The organism is Amycolatopsis sp. TRM77291, assembly GCF_054166285.1.
Window position 1 is genome coordinate 2,488,886 of record NZ_JBSZHF010000001.1, and the last position, 26,240, is coordinate 2,515,125.

The window sequence follows — 26,240 nt, forward strand, 5'->3', positions numbered from 1 at the left end:
CCCCCGGTCGGCGTGGTGTGCTTTTGCCGCGGGGGGTGGGGTGGGGGGGGGGGCCCGGCTGTCCTGCACCCGGCGGCCGCCCCCGCGCCGACGCGTCGACGAGCAGCACCGCCGCACGGGCTTGCTGAACCGTGGTTAGTTCGTTCTCGGCACGTGCCTGGACGTCAGCAACTGTCGCAAGTGGTGATGGAGCGGTCATGGGCACCAGCTCCTGGTACCCGGCCCGCTACACTAAGCGGCGAACGCTGGGTCGGCTCAAGCGAGTCGAGCCATCTTCGGCTGATGTTCGTTCAATTATGGAACGAAATAGTGAAAGCGGCCCGGAATCCGCTCGAACATCAGACATGAAGGTAATTCACAACTGAACAGCACTGGCAACCCACAACCCGCCGATACCGGGACCGGCGGGCGGCGATTGGTGAGTTGTTGTGGAGCTGTGGATGTTGTGGCTACTTGTGGTCGGGCCTGGCTGCCGCCTTGTGTTCTGCGTGTGGGTGCTCGTCTTCGCACGTTTCATCGTCCGTCGGACCGGAGAAACCAAAGGGCTTCGAGACCTTGCCATCTTGATCCGTGCGGTGCGCCCATCGTGGCCGGTCAGGTGGCCTCGCCGACGCTGACGTCCTTCGCTGGCCTTCCTCCGGTCGCACGGACGCCGATATCGGGCGGCAGTTTCTTGAGCGCGTCGGCGGTGGCCTTGTCGGTGACCTCGGCCTCGCCGTCAACGAAGGTGACGCCGAGGTCGTGCACGGTCAGCGCCGGGTACTTCGTGCTGGTGAACTTCATCAGGCAGCCGCCACGGTGAGGCCGGTGATCTTGCCGTGGGCGTTCTCCGGCCCGTACTCCAGCCCGATCTCGCCGTAGATCTGGGCCTTGTCCACCGAGCCGGTCTTGGCCAGGGGTTCGGAGAAGAGGAAGCCCTTGCCGGGCGTCTCGAGCAGCACCGGCGCGCACTGGTCCAAGGACACCACTTCGACGGCATCGGCGGGCATGTAGCGGTTGAGCATCACGTTCAGCGTGCCGAAGTCGGTTTCGATGGTCGTCACGGCGACACCGGCGACGTTGCGGGTCTGTTCGCGGTAGTTCTTCTTCGTGATGAACTCGTTCGTCAACTGCCGTTTCTGCCACGCCCCGCACATGAGCGTGGCGGTCTCAGACACCTGGATGCCGCCGCTCGTCCAGACCTTTTGCAGCAGGTCCAGCACCATCGCTTCCGTCAGTGGCGCGGGGGTGGCGTTGGTGATCACGTTCGTCTTGGTCGCCTCCAGGATCCCGCGCGTCTTGCGGACCTTGGAGTTATCGGTCGGTTCCTGGAACGTGCCGGTGATGAACCCGGCTTCTACGTCGCGCCCGATCTGGATTAGCGCCTGCCTGGTCTGCCAGTCCATTTCGTTCACGACCGGGTTGGTACCGCCGATCGACGCCGCGTTCGGGTGGGCCGAACCGGTGGCGGCGAACATCTGCTGCGTGGCCTGGCGGGTGTAGGTGACGCCGATGGTTTCCTGGTGGATCTCCAGGACGTTGCGCTCGGTGCCCCGGACGCGGGTGTCCGGGCTGGGCGCGTCCGCGCCTTCGGCCCGCTGCCGGTTCGCGTCCGGGGCGCGCAGGTCGTAGACCTGCCAGGTGTGCACGACGGCGTTGGCGCGCTTGCCGCCGGTCAACCCGCCGATGGCGGATAGGAACGGGGTGTCGGTCGGAGTGAGGGCGAACAGTTCGCCGACGAAATTCGGTGCGTTGTAGGTGTTGGCGATCGCGGCCACACCAGGCATAACGGTCTCCTGAAAGGTGTACGGGTGGTGTGCCGCCCATGCGGCCGGGAACAAGACGCGGTTAGCGCTTCTGAGCTGCCTGTTCGGCGAGACGCTGGTTCTTCAGGGTGATCGCGGTGGCCCAGTCGCCGCGCTTCTCCGCGTCGGCGATCTGCGAGTCATAGCCCGCCGGGCCGGACTGCCGCGCGCCTTGCGACGGATCAGGTGCAGGCCGGCGAGGACCAGTCGGTTCTCCGGTCCGGGCGAGATGCGGGCGCGCGAGGAGAACCGCGGCGAGGTCGGCCGCGATGGTCGCGGTATCGATCTCCCCGTTGGCGCTGACGTACCGGTCGCGGTCGTCGAGGTAGCGAGGCGCGTCAGTCGGATCCGCCCACCGCGAGGCGGCGGCGCGGATCTCCGCGTCCACCGCTCGACGCCGCAGCACGGTCAGCTGCTTCTCGGCCGCCTCTGCGCGCTGGGCGGCTTTCTCTGCGTCGGTCTGCTGCTCGGCCTCGATCGCGTCGAGCTTGGCCGCCTTGCTCTTGTGGTCCTTGGCGGTCTTCTCGGCCTTGCTCAGCTTGGCCTGAGCCTGCTCGAACAGGGCCTTGTAATCCAATTCGGCGGCCTGACCGGTCTCGGCCGGTGTACTGGTCTGCCCGGTGTCGGGCGGGGTGGTGCTGGGCGCGGGCGTGCTCGGCTCCGGCGGGGTCTGCGAGGTGGGGGCGTTGTCGCCGGGTATACGGGAATCAGTCACTACCTGTCCTCATGGGGATGCGCTGAGTGCCGTCAGAGGCACGTATGAAAAACTCGTGGCGTGAACGCCAAGCCGACGCGAACGCAGGCCGCCGTGGCTGTCCTTGGCGCGTGCTCGGTCGGGGCTCAAGTCATCGCCGGTGCCAGCACCGGAATCACCGCATGGCAGCTCACCTGGATGCTGGCCGCCATGATCACGTTCGCAGGCGGCGTGCTGGCCGGTGCTCCTTCAAAAAAAACGCGCGGAAAACCACGGGGTTTGCTCCGCAAAGCCGCCGCTGACGTGTTCTGAACAGCGCATATGCCAACCTGGCTATGCCTTGATTGAGGCTCCGGTACGCGGACGTAGCGCGTCCGCCAAGATCCATTGCCGATGTGTCGTGCCGCCCGAGCCGGGGGTTCCGAGCATGAAGGTGACGAACCCGACCCAGTGACCGGTGGTCGTTGCGATCCAGGCGCTGAGCGTTCCCGGCACCAGGCCCGTGAGGTCCAGTCCATCGGGGACAGTCTCCTTGGGCGCCCCGAGCGGGAAGACGCGGCGCAGGTCGACCCACACGGGTTGACCTGGGTCAACCGTGTGCAGGTACGGCACGCCTCCGCGATCGGACATGTGTTCGATTATGCAACGCCCTCCGGTGGCGGGCTATGCGGCCTGAGCTGCGCTGACACGTCGCGCGCCTGGTATGTCCACGATGGCCAGCCAGCGTTACGACGTGCTTGCCGGTTCGCGGAACTGCACCGCCAGCGCGGGTCGGAGCCGTGATCCGGCAAGCACGCTCGGCCGCTCCTGTTCCTGACGGTCCGGCAGTTCGGCCGGATCGCGATCCTGCGTCAGGCCGTTCTTGGTCGAATCGTCTCGGTCGGCGTGCTGGGTGTCGGCCTCGCGGTCTTCGGTCTCCATGTCGCGGATCTGCGTGTCGGAGTAGCCGAGTGCACGGCGGGCGGAGCGGCGCGGCAAGAGCTTGTCCGCCGAGTACAGCTTGACCACGCCGTCGGCCTGGGCGGCGAACGTCGGAGTAGCGGGATCCACCCACTGGGTTTCGACCCGGAGCGCCTCGTCGGGCACCTTGCCGTCGCGCACGTGCAGGATGCGCTGCGCCACGCGGTTCCAGCCGCTGCCGAAGGAGCGCTGCCGCCGTTCGGCCCGTTTGATGTGGCGGGACTCCGACGACCGGATCCCTTCGGCGCTGGCAGGGTTTTCCGTGCTGTAGCCGAGGAAGTGCGGCGGGAGCCCAGACAGGCTTGCGACGAGTCTGGCCAGGGTGTTGAGCGTGTTGTGGAAATTCGACAGGTCGGCTTCGGGGAACTGCCCGACCGCCACCCCGTCGTCCTTCGGCGATTTCGAGGACGCCCAGAGAACGCCGGCGACGGCCTCCCATGGGGTGAGCGGGTTTCCTTTGCTGTCAACGAAATCGTCCTTGTCGAAACCGAGCGCGTACCGTCTCGGCATCGCGTGAAACTCCGCGCTCACCATCATGTCGGTGGCGATCTTGCAGGCCGCGTCCGACAGCGGAAGGACGCTCGCCAGCTCCGAGCGCCCAAGCCGCGGGGGCGCGCTGCGGCGCCGCCGCGTGCGGGGCCGGTTCACCAGCGGCACGACGGGCACAACACCCATGCCGTGCCCGTCACGGTCGGTCTCCTCCCAGACCCCGCCGCCGTTGTCGGAGGAATACCAGATGGTTTCGTTCGGCAGGTACAGCGTGGCGTAAGCCTCGGATTGGTCCCCGTCCCCGTCCTCGGAGAACTGCCGCTTCAGCGCCGCCCGGACCTCGCGGGTGCGCGGGTCAATATCAACGTGGACGTCGAACGGGGACTCGACCGTCACCAGCGGCATCGACGGCCGGGCCTCGTTCGTTCCGACGATCGCGAAGGACCGGCCGAGCACCAGGGCGTCAATGTGGGCTTGCTCGGAGTGCAGGCCCAGCTCGTTCGCCGCCCAGATCTTCCAGAGCTCCCGGTCGGCGGCCTGCTCACCGCCGAGCCGGAACCCGGTTACGTCGAGGCGCTCATCCAGCGAGTCCACGACCAGCTCAGGCCAGTTGATCACGACCTGCCGCACGCGGGTGTCCAGGCGGCGGAGCAGCTCCGGGTGCATGTACGACAGCGACTGCTCGCCCTCGTAGTACGCATCGAGGATTTCCAGCCCAGGGATCTGCGCGTCGTGTTGTCGAGTGATCCGAGTGATCCACTGCTCCGGGCTCAGTTCGGCGAAGTCAACTGCCATCCATAACCACCGCTATCATTCATACATGCCGAACAGTCAGACGCCGCTTTGGGTATCGATGCTACTAGCCGGAATCGCGCTCATTGGACCATTGGGCGCGGCTTGGATTACAACGAAAAGGGACGACAAACGCTGGTCTCGGGAGCTAGCAAGAGAGCGTGAGCGCTGGCAAAGGGAAGACGATAAGAGGCGTCAAGATCTTAGTCATGAGTCGCGCATGAACTGGCGAGATCGCCGGGTGGAGGCATACTCGGAACTTCACGATGCCCTGATGCTCTGGCTAGAGGGTGCCGTGAAGGCTGTGGATGCGACCGATGCGGAATTTGCCGACGAGATCGACATGATGGACGAGCGTGCCGCCAGTGTGCGCAGGCTCGTTTCGCGAATTCGAGTAGTTGGAAGCCGCGAGACTGAAGATGCTGCCGACCGGCTGCTCAAGCTTGTCTATAAGCACTATTCCAGAATCAAGAGGAAGCAAACTGTTGAGGAAATCAGTGAGGTAGCACAGGAAATATATACTGGACGCCAGGCGCTGGAGATCTGTTTTAGAATGGATCTGGGATTGGCTGGTGTCGAATCTCAAGTGTATTCGTAGCCTCACATTACGACCATCGCGCCAGACTTCTTCGGCTTCTGACCACGCAACCGCCAGCCGGAGACCGCCATGGCGGCGGTGGGTACCGCGTCGATGCGCTTGCCGGTCTTCCCGCGTAGGGGCTTGTCGGGTCGGATGAGGTCGGGTTCTCCTGGTGGATGGCGCACCTCCACCGAGTCAAAGCAGAACGCCGCCACAGGGTTGCCGTGGTGCGACCACGAGCGGGAGCGGGTGAGCGTCATGAGTTCGGTCATGCCGTGGGTCATTCCGCGGAACGTCTGCGGTACCGGGTACATCGGTACTCTCGTGACGCGCTCCAGGCGCTGGCGGACGGGTTCGCCGCTCCACTCGTCGTAGTTGATATCGGCGACCCGCAGTGCAGCGCAGTCGGCGGCGACGTCGGCCTCGATCACCTCGTAGTCGATGACCTCGCCGGGGGTGGTGGTGATCCAGCCCTGGTCGACCCACTGGGATACGCGGTGGTCAGTGTGCTCGTCCAGGAACTCCACTCCGGACTCCGGCAGCCAGAACCGCCACAACGCCGAGACGTGCCCGTCGATGCCGTCCGGCACGATCAGGCACCAGGCCGTCAGGTCCAGCTTGGACGCGAGGTCCAGCCCGCCCCACGCTGGCCGGCGAGCAACCAGCTCCCGCAACCGCGCCGGTTCGGCGAACTCGGTTCCGGTGCACGCGGTGTAGAGGTGCATGGGCATCCACCGTGTGGACTGCGACACCCATTGATTCAGACGGTACTGCCGGAAGCTGTTCTCTCGCGCCGGATCGTTGCGCGCTTCCAGCGCCTCTTCCCGCAGAGCGGCCAGCGACAGGAAGTCACCCAAGGCCGGGTTCGCGTAGTACCAGTTCGCTTCGTCCCACGGGTCCGCGTCGGCGGGCAGGTTGCGCAGGTAGACGAACCGGTGCGGGGCGCGGGACGGGTCTTCGGCGATCTTCACGCATTCGTCGTGCTCGGACTTGCCGAACGAGGTGGGGTCGTTGCCCGCCGTCGTGGCCGCGAGCAGCAGCGGCTGCACGCGGGTGCCCATGCCGGTCCGCAGCGCTGCCCACAGGTCACCGTTCGGCTGGGTCAGGACCTCGTCGAAGATCACACATGACGGGTTCGAGCCGAGGTTGCCCAGCGCGTCGGCCGCGACGACCTGATACACGCTGTTGGTTTTCTCGTCCACGATCCGGGCGGCGTGCTCGACCACCCGCAGCCGCTTGGACAGCACCGGGGACAGCGCGACCATGCGGGCGGCGACGTTGAACACCAGCCGCGCCTGGTCCTTGTCGCGGGCGGCGCCGTATACCTCGGCGGACTCGACCCCGTCCCCGACGAGCATGTAGAGCGCGACGAACGCCAGCAGCTCGGACTTGCCGTTCTTCCGGGCGAGTTCGATCCAGCCGGACCGGTAGCGGCGGACGTAGGTCTGCCACTCCGGATCCCACCGGACCTCGCCGAACAGCGGCCGGACAATGTCGTCGCGCTGCCAGTCGGCGAGGATGAACGGCGTCCGTGCCCACCGGTCTTTGGTGTGCACGCAGATCTCTTCGGCGAACGCCTGCGCATGATCGGCGCGCTGATGGCAGAGGTGGTCGCCGCGTTGGCGGCAGGCACGTCCGTCGAAGGACCAGCCGCACACCGGAAGCCGCGGTGACTTCGGCGTGCCGGTCTTGGAACTGGGTTTCCGCGTGCGGGAACGAGGTTTATGAGAGGAGGCGGCCCGCGTCGCCCGAGGTCCCGCCATCGGCGCTCACCTCGGCCTTGATCGCCTGCCGGTCAGACGGCGTCAGCCCGAACCGTGCCGCGAACGTCAGAAACGTGCGCTCCGAATCGGCCTGCACCTTCAACGCCGGATTCGGCACCAAGCCGCCGCCACCGGGAACCAGCAGCGCGGAGCCGTTCACTAAGGCAGTAGCCACGGCGTAGCGGGCCAACGCCTCGCACAAGACGCCGAACGCGTCGACGTCCCATGCGGTCAAGACCCTCCGAGTGATCATGCTCGGCGCGAGCCGATCCCAGATCGCCCGCCCCTTCTCTGACACCCACTCCGGCGGCACGACCTCCACCACAGGCGGCACTGGCTCCGCGTCGTTGATCCGGTCCTTGCGGTCGCCTTGCAGGATCCGCAGCGAAGTCGGCTTCCCTGCGGGGCCACGTTTACCCAAGTGACATCACCACCACAAAAATAACGGTGTTCCCGTATGGAATCAGCGATATTGAATGGCTAGCCATGCGATATGACGCGGCACCACTATGGACTGTTTCGGTTCGCATCACCGCAGGTCAGTCGGTTCGTCCGCAGTCAGACACGACCCTGACAAGCGTTCACCCGAACGGAGGTTGAGCCGTGATCGGCCAACTGGTTACGTGATTGACGGGAACCGCGTTGGTTCCGACATGGGGGGCCTTGCACTTTAAGTCGCATCCCTGATGCTTGCCGGAGTGTGCCTGATAACGCTGGCTCGAGCAGTGTTCGGGTACATTTTATGCGATTTCGGGTTTGCAGTGCCCCATCGCGATCAAGGAAGGACGCTATGCGCAGACTGGGTACCATTCTTGCGGTGGCAGCAGTGTCACTTGTGACGCTTGCAGGTGTAGCGACCGCCGAACCGTCGAAGCCGGGTCCTTTGCCCGAAAAGGTAAGCAAGGAGTACAAGGTAGTAAAAAAGACGGGCAAGATTTTAATTCGACCGACGATGGGCACGTATGACGACCCGCCGACTGGTGGCTGCTGGGGTGAGACCAGCTTCAATACAACCGCGTACTACCTTGATGGCTTGTTGGTTGAAACGGACACCCCGTATCAGGCATGGGTCTCTTGCGATGTCGCGACTCCTGTCGAGACCATGGCGTTCCTTCAGACTGACGCCGGGATGTATATCAACGGCGGCAAGCGGGAGCCGGATGCGGCACCTCGAAGCTGTCAGAAATTTCAACCTAGTGATCCTATTTGCGTCTCGGTAGTGTCAAGTTCACGGGCTCAATGCTTCTCTTCTGAACGCTGTGACGGCCTCTATGGATCAGCGAACACATTCGACATGTTGCTCCCAGAGGGATGGGTCTATACCTACTATCCGCCCGAGTGCACTCTGATCGCGCCCCAGGAAGTGAGTTGCCTAGTTGGCACCGACCTGACGGAGATTCCGCCCACGGGCTAGTACGTCACTTGCGCTGTATGGCTGCGGGCTCTGACGCAAAGCACTGGTACTATGCGGACGAATCCGCAGCCATACTCGGAGGTGCGCGTGAGTTTCTTTAATGAGATAGGGCCCGAGCCTCGGGATTTGCCAAGCATCGACGCGTATCGATCTGCTGCTTTTGCGCCTCGCGCGTCCGTCCTGCCAAGGAGCTTACCCTGGGAACAGGTGATAGCCGAAAACTCTGACTTTGTGGTCGCATTGAGTGCGGTTCAGGCGTGGATTTCGAACCTCACTATCGAGTTGAGTATCTACAGTTCCATCCCCATCGACGACGACAGACTTCTTCTGTTTCCTGACCGTCAACGGTCACCTGAAACCTCTCCAAGTTCTGACGGGCCAAGGGTTGGGCTGATCTTCTCCGACGGGCGATACGCAACCAACCTGCGTAAGCCAGGGTTTCCGCGACCGCACGAGAGAGGCTTGTCGGCCGAGTTCCCCGTACTTTCTCTGGTTTCGAGCGGCGGGGGTGGAGGGGGTGGCCCCGCCGACGGTAGCTGGCACTTTCGACAGGCTCTGGACGTATGGCCGCTGCCTCCAGCTGGTCCCCTAACTATCATTTTCGCGTGGCCAGGCGAAAATCTGGCCGAGCACACCATTGAGTTGAGTGGCGACGATATTGTCAGCGCCGCGTCTCGTTGTGTTGAGATCAACCCACGTCAGCGAGAGACCTAGTCGAACAGCCGCAGTATGTGACGTCGCGGTTCAAACAGGGCACCCCTCGTTGCATACTGCCATTCCCCGCTCAGGGATCAGACGCGGCTGGCAACAACGAGGGCTGCGCCCCGATCGCTACGTGGTGTTACCGAGCGATCGGGGCCGTTGAGTAAGCCGACGTTGCTAGCTGGAGCCGCTGGACGCCTTGCCGCGCCCCTTGGCCTTGGGGGCGGTGGTGGCCTTTTTGCGGGCGGCGCCGCGTCGCTTGGCTGCGGCGGCGGTCTGTCGCTTGCGTGGAGGCATTCAGTTCACCCCCTCTCGGTGTCGTCGGGTTCGGGCATCGAGACGCCGAGCAGTTCCGCGGCGGCGTAGCCGTCGAGATACTTGTCTCCAATGACGACGAGACCAGCGGCGGCGAGGAAGGCGTCCTTGTCGTCCTGGCTCTTGAAGCAGACGCAGAACCAGTACTCGCTTTCGGTCGCGAGCTGCATCCGTTCCAGCTCGCGGGCGGTGCGTTCGCGGAAGCCACGGTGTAGCGCGTCGAGCTCGGCGCTCGCGTCATCCTCCTCGTCGCCCGTGTACTCGACGCCGGCGAGCGGATCGGGATCCGGCTCGGCCGTGAGCAGAGCCAGCACGTCATCGTTGGACTTCATGCCGGACACCGACGACGACATTTTGAGCTGCGCGAGCAGCGCGGCATTGGGATCGTCAGCGGGTGAGGTCATGGCGCAGCAACTCCAGCTCGGCGAGGGGAAACCAGTCCAGGACTCGGGCGTAGTCCTCGGGGGCGTGACGGCTCAGCGGTTCGATGAACCGGTAGTCCAGGCCGTCGAACGAGCGGCCGAACCACTCGTAGTCGATCGGCAGCGGGCAACTGTGCCGGGTGAGCGCGGCCCTGACGTCAGCGATCTGCCAATCCCAGAGGGCCGACACCTTCCGCGTGTCCTGGCGGATCGGGCCATGGGTGGACATCGCCATGCGCCGCATCGGGCTATCGGTGGCCCGGACGCCGTCGACGTTCCACGCGTCAGCGGGCAGGCCGACGTCCTGGCGCAGCGTCGCGGCAACGTCCTCGTAGGTGAACTCCGCCAGACCGGCCGCGTCGATGATCCGCCACCGCTCGGGCGGGCAGAACACGTAGTTGACCAGCCACCGGTAGAGGCTGGGGTGGGGCAGGTCGTAGATCTTCTGCCCGAAGAAGTCCTCATACACCTTGAGGCTGTCGGCGACGAACTGCAGGCCAGGCACGCTGTACAGGTGGTACGGCACGACGGGGATGCCGCGTTCGCGCAGCGCCAGCCACGCACTGAGCGAGTCCTTGCCTCGGGAGAAGGCGAGCAGAACCGGTTTTCCCTCGGCCTCCATCTCACCGAGGATGGTGTCTGACGACGGCAAGCCGTCGATGGTGATCACGGGCACCTCCGTAGCTCGTGGTGGGCACCGAGTGCACGAATGTGCACCAGGGCAACGGTTTCTCCGGCCTAGCCGTCCCGGTCGCGGCGGACGATCTTGCCGACGCCGGACGCGGAGAGCCGCGCGGGCACGGCGGTGTCGCGGTAGGACTCGCCCGCCGCTACCAACTCGATGACCAGGCGGTTTCGTTCCGCGTGCCACGCGTCCGCCTGTTCGGCCGCGCGCTCCAGCTCGTGCGCGAGTTCGACGCGCCACTGCTCGGCGCGAGCGATCGGGTCGGACGTAGGGGAAGGGGCGCTCAAAACCTGGCACCACCCCTCCGGGGTTCAGGGGCTTGTGCGCCGAGACGCCGCCCAGGGGGCCTCCCCCTGGGGTCGCAAGTGGACGGCACGCGCCCGACACGAGACGCGGCCGTCGATATCGCGAAACGTTCAGCGCTGGTTCCAGCCGCCGCGCGTCGTGCCGGTGAGGGCAGTAACTCGGCTGTGGCAGCGGGAACACAACCCTCTCCCATGCACCGGGTTGTCAGGGTCAAGGCCAGCAACCACAAGGTCTCTGCGGATCACTGGCCAATGATCGGCCACTGTGGACGGTTCAGCGCATTCGGTCTCGGCATGATGCGGACAAGTTGTGCTGTCACATCGGCAGACAGGGTCACGAGCGAGGACTCCGGGCCTGAACCGGGATCTATGAGCGCCGGAGTACCCCCGCTGCGCGGAGGTGCCGAAGGCCGCTCGGGCTCTCGATTTGCAATCGGGGCAACGGCCGCCGGTTCGGGTCGAATTCGAGCAGCCGACACCGGTACAGGGACGCCGTGGACGATCAGGCAAGCCGCACCCCTTTACGACTGCCGACTAATTCATTGTCAATACCTTCAACTAGTCCAATCAGGTGAAGTTTTCCCAGATTCTTGATTTAGTTTCAGGCTGCCTGACACTCTCAATTTTGCTCGGCAGGGGTTCAGCAAAACCCCGATATCGAAAGGTGAATCAGTGAACGACGAAAAGCCAACACGTGAGTATGGAAGCAGATACAACGCGACCGCCAGCCTCGTGGATTTGCCCGTCTTGGCGGAAAGAATCCTCGCAGACCTGAGTGAGGAGATCTGGGCTTTGCGGCGCGAGGCGGCCGCTTCGCTGTGGGCGCGCTCCAATGGTGCGGCTTGCCGAATCGAATCGAGCCTTCACGTCGAGGAAGGTGAATTACTGCGCCTCTACATCGCGGGCATCCCAGACTCGAAGATCTTCGCGAGCATCGGGACTGACAGGTATAGCGATTGGGCGAACTCGCTGATCTATCAGCTGTCCGAGATGTTGGAACTGTACAACTGGCGCAACCTGCAAGACCTGTCAGATCGACGCTTCAGGGCGAGCATCGTCCTCGTCAGCGAAGACGATCACCGCAATCCTGCGTGGACAACTGGAGTTGTCCGGAAGTTCTGAGTTATTCGATTTCCGCTTTGGTGCAGCAACACCGAACCGGAACCCGTGAAAGGTGAACCGTGTCTTCTCTTCTTTTACCCAACCATGCCGAGTGGGTGCAAGCGAGATCGTTTGGCGACCGAGTTTTCGCCACCGGCAACATTCGCCGCTTGTCAAAGTTGGCGCGCTGCATCGTAGATGACATGCAGGACGAGTACGCGGAGGCGTTTCCGCTAGTTTCCCGGCAGCGTTTCGGCGTGAACGCCTGGGTGTACGACGGCCGCTTCGTGGACTTCGAGGTGTCCGGCTTTCGTGACGCGGAGCTGGCGGACCCCAAATTCGTGATGGCCGCCCGCGAGGATTTCGCGGCCTTCGTGTCTCGTTACAACTGGACCCGCGAGGGTGCCGAGGACGACCGCCGGTTCTTTGGCGCCGAGGTCTTCCTGTGCAACGAGGCCGAGCAGGACTTCCGCCGAAAGCGCGGGAAGGTCTGGATCTACCGGTCGTGGCGGCGGCTGCTCAGTCCGCGGTTTCAGCCGTTCCTGCCCCTCGCGACCACCTGAGCCCGACCACGTAACCCCATCCTGACGTGACCGTGCCCCCGGTCAAACGGTGCAGCAACACCTTCCGGGGGCACGGCGCGGAACCCAGAAAGGCAAACCGAAAATGAGTTCCGACGCTCAGTATCGTAACGCAGAACGCCTACTCCAGGGCGTCACACTGATCCGGGTCGCCCGCCAGTCGTTGGCCAGAGAGACGGCAGCGGCGGTTCGCGAGGACCCGGAGCTGCGCGAGGCCCTGTACGAGTGGTTCAAGAGGGACTGGCAGATGGTGCGCATCCTGTATCTGATCGCCGTGGGCTACTCCGGCACGCCCACCTTCTACCGGGCTACCACATCCACCGATCAGCGTGAAGCCAGCTTGTTCGGCATGATCGAGTTCCACTCCGGCTCAAGGGTGTACGTCCTGACCCCGCAAGGGCGGTCGGCACTCGATCGGTGGACCGAGCTCATGGAATGGCTCAAGGAGCACCCGCGTTTCGCGGACCTCTGGGCGCGGGTGACCGTGGTCTAAGGCGCGAAGGCTGAGGCCGGCGACGGGAAGGGCAAAGGGGGTCCTCCGCCCCTCCCGTCGTCGGCCTTTCGCGCGTTCAGGGCGTCGACCGTCGACGGGGGATGATGAGGGAGGATGGAAGCATGAACGCGCCGTCGCAGCGACTGACCGCCCAGGAACGTAAGGCCCGCCGGGAGCGTCAGACTGCCCGCGTCGACGAGCTTCGCCGCCAGCTCGCGGAGGCGGAAGACGAGCTGCGGGCCATCGTGGCCGACGATCGTCGCGCCGGAGTGCTCACGAAGGACTTGATCGCGGACACCGGCTGGTCGCACGACACGATCGCGACCATTCTCAAGCGCGCCGGAGTGGTGGGCGGCAAGAACGCGCCCCGCAAGCCTCCCGCTGACTCGTAGGCTCTGACCTGCGGTTTCACCCATTTGGCCTAGTTGCTAGTGTCAGGTTACCTGAGACTATGGAGAGGTTGGATTCATCGGGCCTGAGCGGTGCAGCAACACCGGTCAGGCCCCGGAGGAAAGGCAAACTGTTCATGTCTAGTGCGGTGAAGGCTGCCCCGGAGGCGGCTAGCAAGGCTTCTGAGACCCCTGTAGCGGCTCCTGTCCTACCCAAGGTGAAAGATGCCTGGTCGGCCCTAGCAACGGCGGTCAATGGCTCCCGGACCCCTCTGGAGCTTCTGGGCAAGGCTGGCTTGAAAGGCTGGGATGTCCGGCCTGAGCCGGTGTTCGCCTGGGTGCCCACCGGCACGTGCAGCGAGTGCGGGAAGCAGGTCGGGACGAAACACGCGGCGAAGTGTTTCCTTGGCGGGGTCGAGCCCGGCGAGGAGAGTGACGGCCTCGTGGACGCCGACGACACCACGGAGTCGGTGGAGGTCCCCGGCTGGTATGCGCTGGTGCGGAACAACCCTGAGACCGGGGGTATCGAGTCGATCGGCGCGGTGGCGCGTGAGTTCACGCCGGAGTCGTTCGAGCGCCGCGCGGGCGTCCTCGCAGAGATCGCGAAGGAGCTCAAGGCGAAGTGTTCGGCCGCTGGTCCATTGTGGAACAACACCGGGGCGTTCATGTCGCTGCGGATTCCCGAGCCGATCAAGATCGGCAAGGTCGACCAATTGGAGCTGCGGATCGTGCTGCTCGCTTCGCTGACTCCCGGTCGCCAGTCGGTGATCAAGTTCTCCATCGTGCGCCCGGCCTCGAACACGGTGCAGCCCATCATCACCTTGCCCGAATCGCAGATGGGTGGCGCCTTCCCCGTGGGTGAAGTCGGCTCCCACGTCAGGGTTATCACGGGTTGGGCGGAATCCGCTCCGGAGAAGATCGCCGAAGTGGCCAACAAGCTCAAGGCCAAGCGCATGACGCTGGCCGAGTTCGAGTCTGTGTGCGAGAAGCTGTGGACGCCTCCGGCCGAGACCGCGAACACGTGGCTCAAAGAGCAGCACGAGCGCCGGAAAGCCATGCTGCGGGTAATCTTCAATGGCGATTTGGACATGTTCGCGGGAATCGGCAAGACCCGCTGGGGCGCGCTTCAAGCCATCCTCACGGTTGCGCAGCACTTGCCGCACGTCGAGCTCAAGAACGACGATGATCCCGCCGAGACCGCGCGGGCCCGCGCGGAGTCGACCTTGTTCGGGCAGGCTGCCAAGCTGTGCGCCTCCGCGTTCGAGAAGCTGGCGGTCTGAGATGCCTGAACTCGACCCGCAGACCGTGAAGCTTCCCAGGATCCCTCGTCAGTACGTCGACTCCTACGGCGGTCACGAGTGGCGCGAGAAGGCGACGGAGTTCGGCTGGTACGTCCCCGGCTCGTGGGGGCGTGACGGCTGGAACCTCGGGAAGTGGCCGTATATGCAGATCGCGTTGTGGGACAGCTTCGAGACCATGGTCTACGCCTTCGTGGTGTACATCGAAGGCGATCTGGAAGTCCATGCGTACAACACGCCGATCGGGCGCGACGGCGCGGTGACCGAGATCGCGGCCCGGTGGTGGCGGGCAGGCTGGGCGGACGGACCGGATGATGTGCCCGAGTCGGGGTACCTGCCTCACCACTACGGCCCTTACCGGCCCTAGCTGCACGGAACGGCAACAGCCCCAGGGGGCCGGATTCCCGGCCCCCTGGGGCTTCCCAGCTCTCAGGGGCCTCTAGGTGGCCCGGAACAGCCGGAGGATTGAGGGGTTGTGCGGACAGCGGCTCACCGCGTGCGGCCTGCTCAGTGAGGGATGCCGGGGCCAGCGTCCGGTGGCCGCTGTCCGCACATGAAGAAGGCCCCGCGCCGGAGGGGGAGGGAGCGCGGGGCCTTCAAGAAAGCTGACTGCTTGATGGGTATAGCTCCGCCAAGCCCTGTCAGTATCGCCGGTTCGTGATCATCGTGTCAAGGCTATTCACAGTCCAGGGCAAGGGTTTCCGCCCGCTGGCTGGCCAGCACCTGGCCGAGATGTGCCCAATGTTCCAGTCCCCAACGCGAATCGCAGGCCGCGCACACCGTCTCCACTCGGTCAGCGTCCACAGAGAGCGCGGGTCGGCGCAGCCATTCCTGCTCGGTATCGGACCACACGAGAACCGTTGTGTGTTGGCAGGTCGGGCACGCGTGCCCGCGCAGCCGATACGCCGGAGCGGGATTGAGTACCGACCTGCCAGCGGCCACCCACCGCTCTGCCTCCTGGGCCGCGTAGGCGAGGTAATCGACGTCCTCCAGCTGCCAGGCCCCCGCGTGCGAGGCCCACAACCTCAGCTGTCCGGTGAGGGACGGTCGCGCGCCGGTTCCGAAGAGGTCGTGTCCCAGAGCCGCCAGCGCACCCCGGAGGGTCTGACTGATCTCGGCTACCAACGCGAGCGCGTTCAAGGAGGCGGGTGGCCGTGATCCTCGCGCGGAACCGCCCGTGCGTTCGGTGCCCGGCTGGGTCGCGGTCACCAGCTGGTCGATCAGGCACGGTGCGAGCGCGCGTTCCACGGCTCCGGAGTCGCGGAGCAGGGTGTGCATGTTCGGCTGGATGAGTTGATCGATCGCGGCGTCGAAGGCCAGCCGCGCGGCCAGCGGGTCGGCTTGATGCTCCTCGGCTGTGTGAGGGGTGAGGGTGCTGGTCATCGGGTGGTCTCCTGTTCGGGGGTGCCGTTGGCGCGCTCGAGTTCGGCTTGGGCGCGGCGGAGGCGGGAGGGGTGCATCCGGTGCACGGGGTCGCGCATCTCCCGGACACCCGCCCGGTTGCGCGAGAGCGGCCCGCACACCGCCCAGGCCCGTGCCTTGCAGAACGGGCAGGCCACGGATCGAGCGAGGTCGTGATCCGGGTTGCGTTTCCAGCCCATCGCCGCGTACACCGCTCGGATCCCGAGCATTCCGGCTTGCCGGTAGTAGTCGCGGCTGGTCGCGCGTGGTGAAGCCGCGGGCTGAACCGGCGCGGGTTCGCCCGCGGCGCGGTCGCGGGCCGCGTCGCACCGACCGGCGATCTCGGACGGTGTCGCCCGCCGCGCGGCTGGGCCGAGCGCGGCGAAGGCACGATGGCATTCGGCGAGGCTGTAGCCGGCGAGGCCGGACTCCCAAGCGGAGACGACGTCCTCCGGCGCGTGTGCGCCGGTGTGCCGGATCAGCAGGCCGCGCACGTCGCTGCGGCTCATCACCGCGTGCAGCGTGCTCACGCGATCGCCTGATCGAGTGCGGCGTCGAGGATCGCGGTCAGCTGGTCGGCGTCCGCGTGCTGCGGCTGAGCCTGCCGCACGAGCAGGCCGACCCCGTGTTGTTCGTCCTCGGCGATCGCGGCTGAGCGCAGGCTCTCGTACCGGTCCACCATCTCCGCGTCCCAAGCACGCTTTTTCGGATCGGTCGCGATACGGGCCGCACGCATCCGCTCCCCGACGAGCATCGGCAGGAAGGTCGGCGGCAGCGCCTTGCCTGACCAGGCCGCCAAGCCCGAGCCGATCACGTTGCTGCCGATGCCTTCTCGAATCAGCGGGATCACCTGCGCCACGAGCTGGGCCCGGACAGGTGCGGGCACCGACGAGCCGTAGAAGTCCACCAGCCGCTCGGCCTCGGCCCGTCGACGCCGACGCACCGAGCCCGGCGGGGCAGCGCCCGCGGAATCGCCGGGGCTGTCCTCTTGCACCGCCGGGGTCTCGGCTGCTATCCGCGTCGCGCGGGCGCCGTGCGCGTCACGCGCGGGTAACCCCGCTTTCTTCCTACGAGAAGCGAAGGAAGGTTCTCCAGTCTCCCGCTCCCTACTCCCTTCTCCCAGGTCCTTCGCCGAAGGGTTCCCGGAAGGGTTCGCCGAACCCCGTGAGCTGGGCGCGGACCGGTCGATGTCAGGTGTGACCTCCCCGCCGGAGTCCGGTTCGGACGCTCCGTCCAGACGCGGGGGCCGACCCGCCGGCGAGGGGCGGCCAGACGGGCGGACCGTCATGGCGGCCTTAACGACCGGTGGTAGCTCAGGTGCTCCGGCCTCCAGCTCGTTCGCCGCGATCGCCGGGGCCGGGCCGGTCACGTGCGCGGGCAACCGCCGCAGTTCGGCGGCGAGCGCGGCCCGCAGAATCGGGGACTCAATGTCGAACGCGACACGCAGCGCGCCGCGCAGCATGTTCGGCTGCTTGTACAGCTCGTCGCTGCGGATGAACGACCTGACGAGGAGTTCTTCGGTGTCCTGGTCGATCACCACGAACCGGGCGGCGTCCAGCTCGGAGAGCGCCGCGCGCATCTCCGTCAGGTCCAGGTCCGCGTGCGGCCGGTTCCAGCGCTTCACCGCCAGGTCGAGAACCCCGGCGTAAGAGAGCTTCCGCTGTGAGAAAAGCTGGATATACAAGAGTTTCGCTTCGCGCGAGAGCGCGCGGAAGTCATCCTTGTCCCAGATGTTCAGATCGAGGCGTGCGTGATCACGCGCCATGAAGAAATCCCCCTACAGGACAAAATGGGCACGGTGAACACCGCCACACGTCCGCGTGGCGGTGTGAAGCAGGTAGATCAGGACGCGGTGGCCTGCGCCTGTGGCTCGTGGTCGCGCAGGGCTTCGGCGTCGAAGGCGTAGACGGCTTGGAGTTTGCCGACGTTGCGGCCTGTCGAGTCGGTCGAGCGCACGTAGCGGCCGGTGTGAACCAGCAGCCCGGCGGCGCGAAGACGGTTCACAGTCGAGCCGATCAGTTGCGGCTGTACCCAGCTCGGCAGCAGCGACCGCCAGCGATTGGCGGTCGTCTCCCGGAACGGATCGGCCAGGCTGTCTCGGACGATGACGGTCACGATCGCGAGGACCTGGGCCTCATTCCGCGGTTCGGCCGTGAGCAGGGCGGCCACGGTCGCGGCCGTCTCGCCGTCGTCGGGCACACCGGACGGGCTGGTCGCGCGGGCCTGGGCCACCATGGCCCCGGCCAGCGCGACCAAGTCACCGAACGGAACTGTCATACGCCGAGCAGGCGGAACGTGGCGACCTCCGAAATGTCGGCACATTCCTTCGCGATCTCCGGGTAACGCTCCTTGAGCAGGTTCTGATCCAGCGCGATCCGCAAAGCATGGGTAAAGCTCACGACCGGGACGCCGTTGACCGTGCCGACCTCGGCCCCGGCCGCCACCAAGGCGGCCTTGATCACGGCCTCGTGCTCTTTGCGTTCCTGGGACAGTTTCGCTTGCTTGCGCTTGATTCGGCGCAGCGAGGCGATCAGGTGAGCGAAGGCGTCGACCGGCCTTGTGGGCTGGTCGGCGTGCTCGTTAGTGCAAGTGGGTGTGTCATGCTTCACGTACAGCGGTCCCCTCAAACTCGTTAACGCAGGGCGTGACACCTGCGATCAACTAAGACACGACTTGATCAACAAAAGGTGTGTGAGTACCGGCGGGCGTTCGTAGGGGAACGAGCGCCGGAAAACTAAAGAATGTTTATGGGCGTAAACACTTTCGAGTCTTGCGTGTGTGCTGGCGAGCAGCGCGGTAACCCGACCATAGCCGGGTGAGGTGCAAGTTTGTCAACGCGATTCGCGAGATCGCCGGAAAGTGTTGACAGCCGTAAACAAAAAGAGGATGCGATGACGCTTGAGGGGGTCGTCTCGATCCAGGAAGCCCTGAGTTTCCTGTACGAGAATCGACGAAGGGACGACGGGAAACCGCACAGCGACCGGGACGTTGCTGACGCGCTGACGACAGCGGGCGTCGACGTGTCGTACTCGTCGCTGTGGCAGGTGCGAACGGGGAAGCAGCCACACCCGCGCACCAACATCATTGTGGGGCTGGCGAGGTTCTTTGACGTGCCAGCGGGGTTCTTTCTCGATCGCGACGTCTACGACGACTGGCGGCGCAAGCTGTCCGGCGAACCTGAGATGCCGCGCCAGCGCGTGGGCTCGGGGGTGTCAACGATGCTGCGCAGCTTCGCCATATCGGACCGCAGCGCAAGCCTGATCCAGGAGCTGACCGAGCACGTGCGCGGACTCGAAGCCCGGGACGGTGGGCACAGCACATGACCTGGCCCGCCATCAGGCGGGTTCTGCTGAACTGGACACGACGGGGACAGCGACGAAGTCAACGCGTCGTGACTGGCAGTGCGCCGGTCACGCAGCTCGATGACGTCCGGGCGCTGGTGAGTGCTCTCGATCTGCCCGCCACCGCCACGCCTGACGAGCTCGCCGCCCGTCTGTCCACAGTGCGCCGCCGCCCCATCCAGATCCAGCCCTACCCGCCGAACATCGTGGCCGAGGCCCGCCGGACCGGCGAGCCTATGCCTTACGGCGTCTGGGTTTCTGGTGCCGCTACCGACTTCATCTTCTTCCGGGAAGACACCACGCACAGCCATCGGCGGCACATCATCCTGCACGAAGTCGGGCACATCGTCTGCCGACACGTCGGGGGCGACGCCGGCGAGGCCGGCACCGGCGAGCCCGATCACGCCACGATCACCCGCGCGGTGAAGCGCGCGGGGGGCTTCGCTGCGGACCAGGAGCAGGCCGCCGAAACATTCGCCTACCTGATCGAGCGCCACACCAGGCCCAACCTTTCCGCGACCGGCGAAACGCCCGCCGCGCGCTACCGCCTCCTGGAGGACTGAATGCCCATCCCCGTCGCCCAGGTCCAGCAGCTCCTGACCTGGCTGGCCGTGACCGCCGCACTGCTCTACTGGATCAGATCCTGGCGGCGCTCCCGCACCCCCGGTCTGCTGGCCATGGTCAAGGCTCTCGCCGCGCTCGACGTCGCGTTGATCCTCGGCACCGACTGGGGCGTCCACGACTGGCTGTTCGGCATCCCCACACTGCCGAACTACATCGTGCACGTACTCACCTTGTCCTCGGCCTATTGGCTTCAGGTCTTCGTGCTCTACCTCGCTCACCCTGTCGACACCATCCCGGCCAAGGTTCGGATCCGGACTCGCATCCTCATCGGCGCCCAGCTCGCGCTGGGCGTGCTGTACCTGCTTGGACCGCTGCCGGGCAACCTGCCCGCTATCACCGCCGAGGCGGGCAACCACACATTCGTTGTCGCTTACCTCGCCGTGTTCGAGCTGTACCTCGGCCTGGCCATGTTCGACGTCGTCTACGTCGGCCGCCACGCCAAGGATCTTCCCCGCGGCTACCTGCGCACCGGTCTTCGCCTACTGCGCTGGGGCGGCATCTGCGGCCTGGCGTTCGTCGCCCACAAAGCCCTGTACTCCCTTGCGGTCCACTTCAACCTCAACCCGCCGTGGGCCGAACTCGGCAACATCGGCGCCAGCCGTGTGCTCACCACGGCCGGAATCCTGCTGCTCATGGCCGGGGTCACCGTGCCCGCCGTCGTCCCTCGCCGACAGCTCCGCCGCCACTACCGCGCACTCGAACCACTGTGGCGCGACCTGACCACCTTCGCTCCCGAGCTACGGTACGACGCACCACCAACCCGACGAGTCTTCGGACGACCCGACGTCACCGATCTGGTCCGCACCCGACTGACCGAGATCAACGACGTACTGGTCGGACCGTTGCAGCCGTACCTGGACCCGGCGGTCTACACCGCCGCACTCCAGCCGGCCGAGGCTGGTGCTTCCAACGCGAACCGGGCACACGCGCAGGCCGTGACCATCGCCACGGCCCTGGTCACCGCGGAGCACGGCGCACCCGTGCACGCCGAGCACCCGGTAGCGTTCACACCGGGCGAGGCCACCGATGACTACCGCGAGGAAGCCGCGTGGCTCGCGACGGTCGCCACCGCGTACAGCACGTCCACCACCGTCGCCGAGATCCTGAAGGAGACCAGCAGTCGTGCCGCCGACCCTGTCCACTGAGACCGCCACCAGCGAGACCCGGCGGCGCGCGGCCCGCATCGCCACTGAAGTCCTCGCCCCATGGGTCTGGGTCCTCGGGCTCCCGCTCGCCGTCGCTTGGCAGGTCACCGGACACCACCTCGGCGAAGCGCTGATGTGGGGACTGATCGTCGGCGTCACCGGTTCACTCATCCCGATGGCCGTCATCGTGCGCGGGGCGAAACAGGGCAAGTGGGACAGCCACCACGTCACCAACCGCGCCGGGCGTCTCGTGCCGTTCGCCGTGTGCATTGGCTCGCTCGCGCTCGGGTTCGTCATCCTCATCGTCGGCAACGCGCCGCACCAGATGACCGCCCTCGCGGCCGCCGAACTCGCCTGCCTCGTTCTCGCGCTCGCCATCACCTTCGGCCTGAAGTTCAAGATCTCGATGCACGCCATCGTCGCGGCCGGTGCCACCGTGATGCTCATGAGCGTCTACGGCCCCTGGCTCGCACTGCTGTTTCTCGGCGTCGCCTGGGTCTGCTGGTCCCGCGTCGAACTGCGCGACCACACCTCCGCCGAAGTCAGCTTCGGCACCGTCGCCGGTCTCCTCGTCGGCGGCGGAACGTACATCGCACTCGTCGCCGCACTGGCCTAGCCGGAAGTGGGGCGCTGTTGGTCCCAGCGCCCCACTTCAGTCAGGCCGCCTTCTGGCTCTGCTGCTCTTCTTCCGTACGGGTGTCTTCGAACTCGTCTTCGGTGTGGGGGTTCGTGGACTCGGTACGCCACCAATCCGTGGGAACGTCCACAAGAGACGAATCGTTCGCCATCTCGATGGGCTCACGGTCAGTCCACATGAGATTCGGCAGAGCGGCTACAAACTCTTCGACGGTGATCACTCGTCGTCGCCGCCCGCCGCCTGGGAGTCGCCGGTCTCCTGCGAGCCCTTGATCATGTCATTGACGTTCGTGACCCCGGTCCCGCCGTGACCCTCCGTCAGCCAGAACCGTATTTGGACGCGATCCAGCACCCTGAAACTCCTCACTATTGGGAATCGTCTTTTACGAAATGCCGACTCATCGAGCCGGGGTCAGGAATGTTTGAGGCTCGGGGGGGGCGGGCAGGGTTCACGCCGCCCCCGCGCCCGCCGTCCCTATAGGTACGGCGGGGCTGGAACTCGGCCGCTGCGGCCGACGGGGGGCTTTCACAGACGCAGCGGCCGAGAGCTAATCAACGAGGTTCCGCGTAGCCACGCGTTCAAACGGCGGAGTTACCGATGCGTATAAAGGCGCCGTGGCATCCCAGCAGGGCGCGGCAGCAGGACCACGCTGACGGGGCCGCCCGTCACCACAGGGGCGACGGCGGACGGAGTCAGAGCGGCAGCCGTAGGCGGCAACCGACGTAATCGCGCGCGATACGCGCAAGTCTGGCGGTGGTGGCCGCCTTGTAGCTCCACAGTCCGGCGACGTACACCGCAAACGCGGTGATCTCCTCTTCAGTCGCCTCCCGCCAGCGGGTGTTCCTCCGTGCCCAGGTCTCGGCCTCGGCCGCGCGGTGTCCCGTGGCGATGAGCCGTAGCACCATGAAAGCGGGGTCGATCCATGCGGCGCCTCGTGCTGGCCAGCCCCAATCGATGACACGGATGTCACCCGTTACCGGGAAAAGGAACTGGTCCGCGTGGAGGTCGGTATGGAGCAGGCAGTCTCCGGCTACGTGCGCGGGGGCCTTCTGCTCCCAGGCCGTCAGCTCATCGAGGTCCCAGCTGCCGACGACTTCCGGCCGCTCCTGGCCGAGCTTGGCCCACCATGCCGACTGCCAGCGCTGCTCCAGCGGCCGCAGGTCAGGAGCTGGGATCTCGCCGATGCGATTGACCGTCTCGGCCACTCGCGCAAGATCGGCGGAACCTGGCTGGAGCCGGGGGTGTCGGCCAGCCACGTACTCGAAGCCGACGATCAGCCAGTCCTCGATGTCGGCGGAGAAGTGCACAGCTGGGGCGATGCCGGACGCGAGGTCACCGAGTTCGGCCTCATTCCGAAGCCAACGCATCGGAGGGGAGACGCCCTCGACCCCCTTGACGAACAAGGGCGCCGCTCCGTCGCGGCGCAGAACCGCGGCGAAGTTGCTGCTCTGGCCGACCTTGATCTCTTCACTGCCAGCGATGTCACCAGCCCGCTCCCGAACGCCTTCGCGAACGGGTTCCGGCAACTCGCCCCAGCTGTACTTCTTCACCTTGTTGTCCTGTTCCCGGAGCTACTTGCCGTTGGTGTCAGTGTTCTCGTTGCCGTCTTTGCCCGATGCCCGGCAACCATCGTCGCCGTCGTTGCACTTGACTTTGAAAGTCAACCAAAGGTCGTCGTCGACCGCGAAACCGAGCGAGCGAATGGCTTCGGTGGTCCTGGTCATGACCTTCTCCGGGTCCCCCTCGCCCTCGCCGTCGTCATTGGGGACGTGGTGGATGAAGTGACCGGCGGAACGATGGCAGAACTCGGCGTACTCGCGGGTGTAGAGGATGAAGGTGTGCCATCCGATGTCAACAAGTTCCGACGGACCGAGAGGGGCGCGGTGGTTCTCGCCGCACGCACGGAGGAACGCCAGCGCTTGGTCCATGATCCGAGCTGCAAACTCGCGATTCATGTCGTGTTCTTTGGCGATGCGATTTACGAGCCGGTCGAACAGGTCTGCGGATACGAGTCCCTGGCCCGTAAGGTCTTCAACGGCGATGGTCATGCCTTCTCCTTCTCGGTTGTGTTGGTGCCACCAAGTCCACGCTCATGGCGTGGGGCGTTGGACGAGACCGGTCGGGCGGACCGTGACCCGCCGCCGCGTCTCGATGGGGATTCGGCAAAGAGGGGGCGCCTGGAGGAACTGAAAAGGCGCGTCGGCCTGGCCCGGGGAGCCGATAGTCAGGACGGCGCGGAGGGTCCACTCAGGGTCTCCGTGGTAGTGCCAGAAGACAAAGTCGGGAGAGAAGACGTCGGTGTCGGGATAGGTGGGCGTGCGATAGGCCGTGGCGTCGTTCTCACTTCGGAGGATGAAGACGTCCGCACACGCTGGCCACTTGAATGTCGCGACGTACAGGTCCGGTCGCTCGCGCGGCCCAAAGAGATAGAGCTCCCACTTCCGGTGCCGTAGCTCGGCCAGGAGGTCGTCGAAGGAGAGCGACTTCATCGCCTCGTCACCCGCCTGATGACCTCGCTGATGGGGCGTGGTTTTCCGTGGGCCGGTGACCGTCCGTGTCTCCAATCTGACATCCACCGCAGGACTACTCCGATCAAGAACGCGGCGAGGAGAATGGCAGCGATCTCGGCGACCAGCAGCACGCCGAGCAGGCCGAAGTCCACGTCCATCGCATTTCTCCATGTCGATCGATGCGGGCCGCCCAACCAGGTGCGGTAAGCATCCGGGAGAGGATTCCGTCTGAAGCAGCCCTACAGGTAGCCTCGTCGTTACAAGGCGTGATGTGAACGGGTCAGCCGTTTGCAGAGGTTTGCAGCATGGCGGGGAGCGCATGAGCGAGCTGGGCGCGCGGTTGCGCGCGGCACGGGAAACGGCAGGGCTCAGTCTGTCCGCACTGGCCGCGCGAACCCACTACAGCAAGCCATATCTGAGCCAGCTCGAAAGTGGCGCTCGCCCAGCGAAGCCAGACCATGTCGTCGCCTACTCCCGCGCTCTCAACGTCGCGGTCGAAGCGCTCTATGGCCCTTCACTCGATCCGCTCCGCGTGGCGCACGAGTGGCTGGTGGCAGACAATCCCGCGACCACGCACCAGGAGGCTGGCCGTCGCGTCGGCGCGAGCCTCGCCGGCGAGCTGGAGGACCGGGTGATCGAACTCCGGCTTCTCGACGACACAGTGGGCGGCGGGGACCTCATCCCGCTCGTCCGTAGGGAGCTAGCCAACACGGCCGAGGTCGTTAAGCACGGGAGCTACACCGAGGCGATCGGTCGGAGACTTCGCGTCGTTGTCGGAGAGCTGTCGCAGCTCGCCGGATGGGTCGCGAGCGACGCCGGGCAATACGCCGAGGCCCAGCGGGCATACCTCGAAGGCGTGTCCGCAGCCGACGAGGCAGGAGACAAGGTCCTCGCCGGGCAACTCCTGTCCTCGTTGGCCTACCAGATGGCCAACGTCGGCGATCCCGCCGACGCTGCCCTCCTCGCGAAGAGTGCGATAGCCGGTGCTCGCGGCGCGCCCCCAGTTGCCCGGACACTTTTGCTTGAGCGCGTCGCCTGGGCCAACGCGAGGTCGCGTGACCGCGACGGCGCCAAGCGAGCGCTTGATGCGGTCGATGACGCCTACGAGGCGCGGTCACCGGATATCGCCGAGCCTCATTGGGTCTACTGGATGTCACGAGACGAAATCAACGTCATGGCCGGGCGGGTTCTCATCGAGCTCGGTGACCCGACGGGTGCGGCGCCGCTCCTTACCGAAGCGATTGATGGATACGACGCGGGCCACGCGCGCGAGGTGGCGCTCTATCAGACGTGGCTCGCAGAGTCATACGCTCGCTCAGGGGAGCTAGATGCGGCGCGCGTCATCATACGAAGGGCACGAGCGGCTGCATCAGACGTGAACTCCGCGCGGCTCCTGCGTCGCGTCAATGAGATCGAAAGGCTAGTGGAGTAGGTGTGTGCCTCGTTGTGCACACGCCTACTCCACCTCTCTCCGTTACAGCAGGTTCTCTGAGCTGCGGAAATGCCGGTAAGGCTTTCGGTGCCTCAGTTGCAACTTGACTTTGCCTACTTTCAGGGTAGGCAAGGAGGCCTTCACGGACTACGCGATCGCCACCGCAACCCCAGCAGCCCCAGCAGCCCCAGTAGAGGCGGCGCAGCCGAGGAAACTCGACCTTCACGCCTTCCCAAGGACGTGAAGGCCCCCTTCATTGCGCCTAGCGCAGTGAAGGAGGCCTTCACGTACTTACGTGGGCGGGCCCGCGACACCGGCGCCGAGCCGGTCCAGTCCTCGTGAGTGGTGAGGACGGTCAGAACCGTCCTCACCACTCACGAGGC

Annotated in this window: 34 protein-coding genes; 14 read left to right on the forward strand and 20 right to left on the reverse strand. The window is 65.5% G+C overall.

All coding sequences use genetic code 11. The features are described 5' to 3' along the window. Nucleotides 1-594: 594 nt before the first annotated feature. The 3 genes from ACXIZN_RS11670 to ACXIZN_RS11680 all read right to left on the reverse strand — a co-directional run bounded on the left by ACXIZN_RS11670 (nt 595) and on the right by ACXIZN_RS11680 (nt 2,499). The gene (locus ACXIZN_RS11670; RefSeq protein WP_457954262.1) at nt 595-783 is read right to left on the reverse strand and encodes a hypothetical protein; all 189 of its coding nucleotides are present in this window, start codon (nt 781-783) and stop codon (nt 595-597) included. Continuing rightward, complete coding sequence (locus tag ACXIZN_RS11675) at nt 783-1,766, reverse strand: SU10 major capsid protein (protein ID WP_457954263.1); 984 nt, start codon at nt 1,764-1,766, stop codon at nt 783-785. Before ACXIZN_RS11675 ends, ACXIZN_RS11670 begins: the two co-directional genes overlap by 1 nt. A gap of 61 nt (nt 1,767-1,827) precedes the next feature. Further along, nucleotides 1,828-2,499, reverse strand: coding sequence for a hypothetical protein (locus tag ACXIZN_RS11680; RefSeq protein WP_457954265.1), 672 nt, complete (start codon nt 2,497-2,499; stop codon nt 1,828-1,830). Between the two features lie 60 nt (nt 2,500-2,559). On the opposite strand from ACXIZN_RS11680, the gene ACXIZN_RS11685 reads away from it, so the two are divergent. Further along, nucleotides 2,560-2,790 (forward strand): hypothetical protein, encoded by a 231-nt coding sequence (locus ACXIZN_RS11685; protein WP_457954266.1) that lies wholly within the window; start codon nt 2,560-2,562, stop codon nt 2,788-2,790. 21 nt (nt 2,791-2,811) lie between these two features. On the opposite strand, the gene ACXIZN_RS11690 is transcribed toward ACXIZN_RS11685, so the two are convergent. Both ACXIZN_RS11690 and ACXIZN_RS11695 read right to left on the reverse strand, forming a co-directional pair. Beyond that, nucleotides 2,812-3,108, reverse strand: a complete 297-nt coding sequence (locus ACXIZN_RS11690; RefSeq protein ID WP_457954267.1) for a hypothetical protein — start codon at nt 3,106-3,108, stop codon at nt 2,812-2,814. A gap of 96 nt (nt 3,109-3,204) precedes the next feature. Continuing rightward, complete coding sequence (locus tag ACXIZN_RS11695) at nt 3,205-4,722, reverse strand: phage portal protein (protein ID WP_457954268.1); 1,518 nt, start codon at nt 4,720-4,722, stop codon at nt 3,205-3,207. Between the two features lie 25 nt (nt 4,723-4,747). On the opposite strand from ACXIZN_RS11695, the gene ACXIZN_RS11700 reads away from it, so the two are divergent. Then, the gene (locus tag ACXIZN_RS11700; RefSeq protein ID WP_457954270.1) at nt 4,748-5,317 is read left to right on the forward strand and encodes a hypothetical protein; all 570 of its coding nucleotides are present in this window, start codon (nt 4,748-4,750) and stop codon (nt 5,315-5,317) included. A gap of 2 nt (nt 5,318-5,319) precedes the next feature. Here the strand turns inward: ACXIZN_RS11700 and ACXIZN_RS11705 are convergent, their stop codons facing one another. Then, the gene (locus ACXIZN_RS11705) at nt 5,320-7,062 is read right to left on the reverse strand and encodes a terminase large subunit (RefSeq protein ID WP_457954272.1); all 1,743 of its coding nucleotides are present in this window, start codon (nt 7,060-7,062) and stop codon (nt 5,320-5,322) included. Next, entirely contained in the window at nt 7,022-7,483 is a 462-nt protein-coding gene (locus tag ACXIZN_RS11710; protein ID WP_457954273.1) for a phage terminase small subunit P27 family, read from the reverse strand. Before ACXIZN_RS11710 ends, ACXIZN_RS11705 begins: the two co-directional genes overlap by 41 nt. Before the next feature lie 369 nt (nt 7,484-7,852). On the opposite strand from ACXIZN_RS11710, the gene ACXIZN_RS11715 reads away from it, so the two are divergent. Continuing rightward, on the forward strand, nt 7,853-8,476 hold the full coding sequence (locus tag ACXIZN_RS11715; protein ID WP_457954274.1) for a hypothetical protein: 624 nt from the start codon (nt 7,853-7,855) through the stop codon (nt 8,474-8,476). Nucleotides 8,477-9,480: 1,004 nt separating this feature from the next. Here the strand turns inward: ACXIZN_RS11715 and ACXIZN_RS11720 are convergent. The 3 genes from ACXIZN_RS11720 to ACXIZN_RS11730 all read right to left on the reverse strand — a co-directional run bounded on the left by ACXIZN_RS11720 (nt 9,481) and on the right by ACXIZN_RS11730 (nt 10,887). Continuing rightward, a complete protein-coding gene (locus tag ACXIZN_RS11720) occupies nt 9,481-9,897 on the reverse strand; it encodes a hypothetical protein (RefSeq protein WP_457954275.1) in 417 nt (138 codons plus the stop codon). Next, a complete protein-coding gene (locus ACXIZN_RS11725) occupies nt 9,881-10,585 on the reverse strand; it encodes a hypothetical protein (RefSeq protein WP_457954276.1) in 705 nt (234 codons plus the stop codon). The genes ACXIZN_RS11720 and ACXIZN_RS11725 overlap by 17 nt, the downstream gene beginning before the upstream one ends. A 68-nt stretch (nt 10,586-10,653) precedes the next feature. Beyond that, the gene (locus ACXIZN_RS11730) at nt 10,654-10,887 is read right to left on the reverse strand and encodes a hypothetical protein (RefSeq protein ID WP_457954277.1); all 234 of its coding nucleotides are present in this window, start codon (nt 10,885-10,887) and stop codon (nt 10,654-10,656) included. A 690-nt stretch (nt 10,888-11,577) separates the two neighbouring features. Between ACXIZN_RS11730 and ACXIZN_RS11735 the strand changes: the two genes are divergently transcribed. From ACXIZN_RS11735 to ACXIZN_RS11760, 6 genes are all read left to right on the forward strand, one after another. Beyond that, nucleotides 11,578-12,027 (forward strand): hypothetical protein, encoded by a 450-nt coding sequence (locus tag ACXIZN_RS11735; protein WP_457954278.1) that lies wholly within the window; start codon nt 11,578-11,580, stop codon nt 12,025-12,027. Between the two features lie 59 nt (nt 12,028-12,086). Further along, nucleotides 12,087-12,569, forward strand: coding sequence for a hypothetical protein (locus ACXIZN_RS11740; RefSeq protein ID WP_457954279.1), 483 nt, complete (start codon nt 12,087-12,089; stop codon nt 12,567-12,569). Between the two features lie 103 nt (nt 12,570-12,672). Further along, a complete protein-coding gene (locus tag ACXIZN_RS11745; RefSeq protein WP_457954280.1) occupies nt 12,673-13,080 on the forward strand; it encodes a hypothetical protein in 408 nt (135 codons plus the stop codon). 122 nt (nt 13,081-13,202) lie between these two features. Then, entirely contained in the window at nt 13,203-13,472 is a 270-nt protein-coding gene (locus tag ACXIZN_RS11750; RefSeq protein WP_457954281.1) for a hypothetical protein, read from the forward strand. 215 nt (nt 13,473-13,687) lie between these two features. Further along, nucleotides 13,688-14,749, forward strand: coding sequence for a DUF932 domain-containing protein (locus tag ACXIZN_RS11755; protein ID WP_457954282.1), 1,062 nt, complete (start codon nt 13,688-13,690; stop codon nt 14,747-14,749). A 1-nt stretch (nt 14,750) separates the two neighbouring features. Continuing rightward, nucleotides 14,751-15,134, forward strand: coding sequence for a hypothetical protein (locus tag ACXIZN_RS11760; protein ID WP_457954283.1), 384 nt, complete (start codon nt 14,751-14,753; stop codon nt 15,132-15,134). Nucleotides 15,135-15,442: 308 nt separating this feature from the next. On the opposite strand, the gene ACXIZN_RS11765 is transcribed toward ACXIZN_RS11760, so the two are convergent. The 5 genes from ACXIZN_RS11765 to ACXIZN_RS11785 form a co-directional block, all read right to left on the reverse strand. Then, on the reverse strand, nt 15,443-16,150 hold the full coding sequence (locus ACXIZN_RS11765) for a DUF7341 domain-containing protein (protein WP_457954284.1): 708 nt from the start codon (nt 16,148-16,150) through the stop codon (nt 15,443-15,445). Next, nucleotides 16,147-16,698, reverse strand: coding sequence for a hypothetical protein (locus tag ACXIZN_RS11770; protein ID WP_457954285.1), 552 nt, complete (start codon nt 16,696-16,698; stop codon nt 16,147-16,149). Before ACXIZN_RS11770 ends, ACXIZN_RS11765 begins: the two co-directional genes overlap by 4 nt. Then, nucleotides 16,695-17,933 (reverse strand): hypothetical protein, encoded by a 1,239-nt coding sequence (locus ACXIZN_RS11775; protein ID WP_457954286.1) that lies wholly within the window; start codon nt 17,931-17,933, stop codon nt 16,695-16,697. The genes ACXIZN_RS11770 and ACXIZN_RS11775 overlap by 4 nt, the downstream gene beginning before the upstream one ends. A gap of 77 nt (nt 17,934-18,010) precedes the next feature. Continuing rightward, nucleotides 18,011-18,445, reverse strand: coding sequence for a hypothetical protein (locus ACXIZN_RS11780; RefSeq protein WP_457954288.1), 435 nt, complete (start codon nt 18,443-18,445; stop codon nt 18,011-18,013). Next, entirely contained in the window at nt 18,442-18,777 is a 336-nt protein-coding gene (locus ACXIZN_RS11785) for a hypothetical protein (RefSeq protein WP_457954289.1), read from the reverse strand. The genes ACXIZN_RS11780 and ACXIZN_RS11785 overlap by 4 nt, the downstream gene beginning before the upstream one ends. A gap of 282 nt (nt 18,778-19,059) precedes the next feature. On the opposite strand from ACXIZN_RS11785, the gene ACXIZN_RS11790 reads away from it, so the two are divergent. The 4 genes from ACXIZN_RS11790 to ACXIZN_RS11805 are packed head-to-tail and all read left to right on the forward strand — an operon-like array spanning nt 19,060 to nt 21,894. Next, complete coding sequence (locus ACXIZN_RS11790) at nt 19,060-19,491, forward strand: hypothetical protein (protein ID WP_457954291.1); 432 nt, start codon at nt 19,060-19,062, stop codon at nt 19,489-19,491. After that, nucleotides 19,488-20,072: a hypothetical protein gene (locus tag ACXIZN_RS11795; RefSeq protein ID WP_457954292.1), complete on the forward strand. Its 585-nt coding sequence runs from the start codon at nt 19,488-19,490 to the stop codon at nt 20,070-20,072. The genes ACXIZN_RS11790 and ACXIZN_RS11795 overlap by 4 nt, the downstream gene beginning before the upstream one ends. Next, on the forward strand, nt 20,073-21,278 hold the full coding sequence (locus ACXIZN_RS11800; RefSeq protein ID WP_457954293.1) for an MAB_1171c family putative transporter: 1,206 nt from the start codon (nt 20,073-20,075) through the stop codon (nt 21,276-21,278). Beyond that, nucleotides 21,256-21,894 carry a hypothetical protein gene (locus ACXIZN_RS11805; protein WP_350577090.1) on the forward strand — a complete coding sequence of 213 codons (639 nt, stop codon included), beginning with the start codon at nt 21,256-21,258 and terminating at the stop codon, nt 21,892-21,894. The genes ACXIZN_RS11800 and ACXIZN_RS11805 overlap by 23 nt, the downstream gene beginning before the upstream one ends. Nucleotides 21,895-21,934: 40 nt before the next feature. Here ACXIZN_RS11805 and ACXIZN_RS11810 read toward each other — a convergent pair whose 3' ends face one another. The 5 genes from ACXIZN_RS11810 to ACXIZN_RS11830 form a co-directional block, all read right to left on the reverse strand. Beyond that, nucleotides 21,935-22,135 (reverse strand): hypothetical protein, encoded by a 201-nt coding sequence (locus tag ACXIZN_RS11810; RefSeq protein ID WP_457954295.1) that lies wholly within the window; start codon nt 22,133-22,135, stop codon nt 21,935-21,937. Continuing rightward, the gene (locus ACXIZN_RS11815) at nt 22,132-22,266 is read right to left on the reverse strand and encodes a hypothetical protein (protein ID WP_457954297.1); all 135 of its coding nucleotides are present in this window, start codon (nt 22,264-22,266) and stop codon (nt 22,132-22,134) included. Before ACXIZN_RS11815 ends, ACXIZN_RS11810 begins: the two co-directional genes overlap by 4 nt. Before the next feature lie 341 nt (nt 22,267-22,607). Beyond that, the gene (locus tag ACXIZN_RS11820; RefSeq protein ID WP_457954298.1) at nt 22,608-23,465 is read right to left on the reverse strand and encodes a hypothetical protein; all 858 of its coding nucleotides are present in this window, start codon (nt 23,463-23,465) and stop codon (nt 22,608-22,610) included. Nucleotides 23,466-23,486: 21 nt separating this feature from the next. Then, a complete protein-coding gene (locus tag ACXIZN_RS11825; RefSeq protein ID WP_457954300.1) occupies nt 23,487-23,963 on the reverse strand; it encodes a glycine-rich domain-containing protein in 477 nt (158 codons plus the stop codon). A gap of 42 nt (nt 23,964-24,005) precedes the next feature. Then, nucleotides 24,006-24,404 (reverse strand): hypothetical protein, encoded by a 399-nt coding sequence (locus ACXIZN_RS11830; RefSeq protein WP_457954301.1) that lies wholly within the window; start codon nt 24,402-24,404, stop codon nt 24,006-24,008. A 340-nt stretch (nt 24,405-24,744) separates the two neighbouring features. Between ACXIZN_RS11830 and ACXIZN_RS11835 the strand changes: the two genes are divergently transcribed. Then, nucleotides 24,745-25,857 carry a helix-turn-helix domain-containing protein gene (locus ACXIZN_RS11835; RefSeq protein ID WP_457954302.1) on the forward strand — a complete coding sequence of 371 codons (1,113 nt, stop codon included), beginning with the start codon at nt 24,745-24,747 and terminating at the stop codon, nt 25,855-25,857. The last annotated feature ends 383 nt before the right edge of the window (nt 25,858-26,240 follow it).

Bases quoted from the DNA above. Each gene is read 5' to 3' on its own strand.
- ACXIZN_RS11765 (WP_457954284.1), bottom strand. From the start codon at position 16,150: ATGACCAGCACCCTCACCCCTCACACAGCCGAGGAGCATCAAGCCGAC.
- ACXIZN_RS11780 (WP_457954288.1), bottom strand. From the start codon at position 18,445: ATGACAGTTCCGTTCGGTGACTTGGTCGCGCTGGCCGGGGCCATGGTG.
- ACXIZN_RS11750 (WP_457954281.1), top strand. From the start codon at position 13,203: ATGAACGCGCCGTCGCAGCGACTGACCGCCCAGGAACGTAAGGCCCGC.
- ACXIZN_RS11830 (WP_457954301.1), bottom strand. From the start codon at position 24,404: ATGAAGTCGCTCTCCTTCGACGACCTCCTGGCCGAGCTACGGCACCGG.
- ACXIZN_RS11795 (WP_457954292.1), top strand. From the start codon at position 19,488: ATGACCTGGCCCGCCATCAGGCGGGTTCTGCTGAACTGGACACGACGG.
- ACXIZN_RS11790 (WP_457954291.1), top strand. From the start codon at position 19,060: ATGACGCTTGAGGGGGTCGTCTCGATCCAGGAAGCCCTGAGTTTCCTG.
- ACXIZN_RS11705 (WP_457954272.1), bottom strand. From the start codon at position 7,062: ATGGCGGGACCTCGGGCGACGCGGGCCGCCTCCTCTCATAAACCTCGT.
- ACXIZN_RS11695 (WP_457954268.1), bottom strand. From the start codon at position 4,722: ATGGCAGTTGACTTCGCCGAACTGAGCCCGGAGCAGTGGATCACTCGG.
- ACXIZN_RS11690 (WP_457954267.1), bottom strand. From the start codon at position 3,108: ATGTCCGATCGCGGAGGCGTGCCGTACCTGCACACGGTTGACCCAGGT.
- ACXIZN_RS11825 (WP_457954300.1), bottom strand. From the start codon at position 23,963: ATGACCATCGCCGTTGAAGACCTTACGGGCCAGGGACTCGTATCCGCA.
- ACXIZN_RS11760 (WP_457954283.1), top strand. From the start codon at position 14,751: ATGCCTGAACTCGACCCGCAGACCGTGAAGCTTCCCAGGATCCCTCGT.
- ACXIZN_RS11745 (WP_457954280.1), top strand. From the start codon at position 12,673: ATGAGTTCCGACGCTCAGTATCGTAACGCAGAACGCCTACTCCAGGGC.
- ACXIZN_RS11700 (WP_457954270.1), top strand. From the start codon at position 4,748: ATGCCGAACAGTCAGACGCCGCTTTGGGTATCGATGCTACTAGCCGGA.
- ACXIZN_RS11800 (WP_457954293.1), top strand. From the start codon at position 20,073: ATGCCCATCCCCGTCGCCCAGGTCCAGCAGCTCCTGACCTGGCTGGCC.
- ACXIZN_RS11715 (WP_457954274.1), top strand. From the start codon at position 7,853: ATGCGCAGACTGGGTACCATTCTTGCGGTGGCAGCAGTGTCACTTGTG.
- ACXIZN_RS11775 (WP_457954286.1), bottom strand. From the start codon at position 17,933: ATGGCGCGTGATCACGCACGCCTCGATCTGAACATCTGGGACAAGGAT.
- ACXIZN_RS11835 (WP_457954302.1), top strand. From the start codon at position 24,745: ATGAGCGAGCTGGGCGCGCGGTTGCGCGCGGCACGGGAAACGGCAGGG.
- ACXIZN_RS11675 (WP_457954263.1), bottom strand. From the start codon at position 1,766: ATGCCTGGTGTGGCCGCGATCGCCAACACCTACAACGCACCGAATTTC.
- ACXIZN_RS11720 (WP_457954275.1), bottom strand. From the start codon at position 9,897: ATGACCTCACCCGCTGACGATCCCAATGCCGCGCTGCTCGCGCAGCTC.
- ACXIZN_RS11670 (WP_457954262.1), bottom strand. From the start codon at position 783: ATGAAGTTCACCAGCACGAAGTACCCGGCGCTGACCGTGCACGACCTC.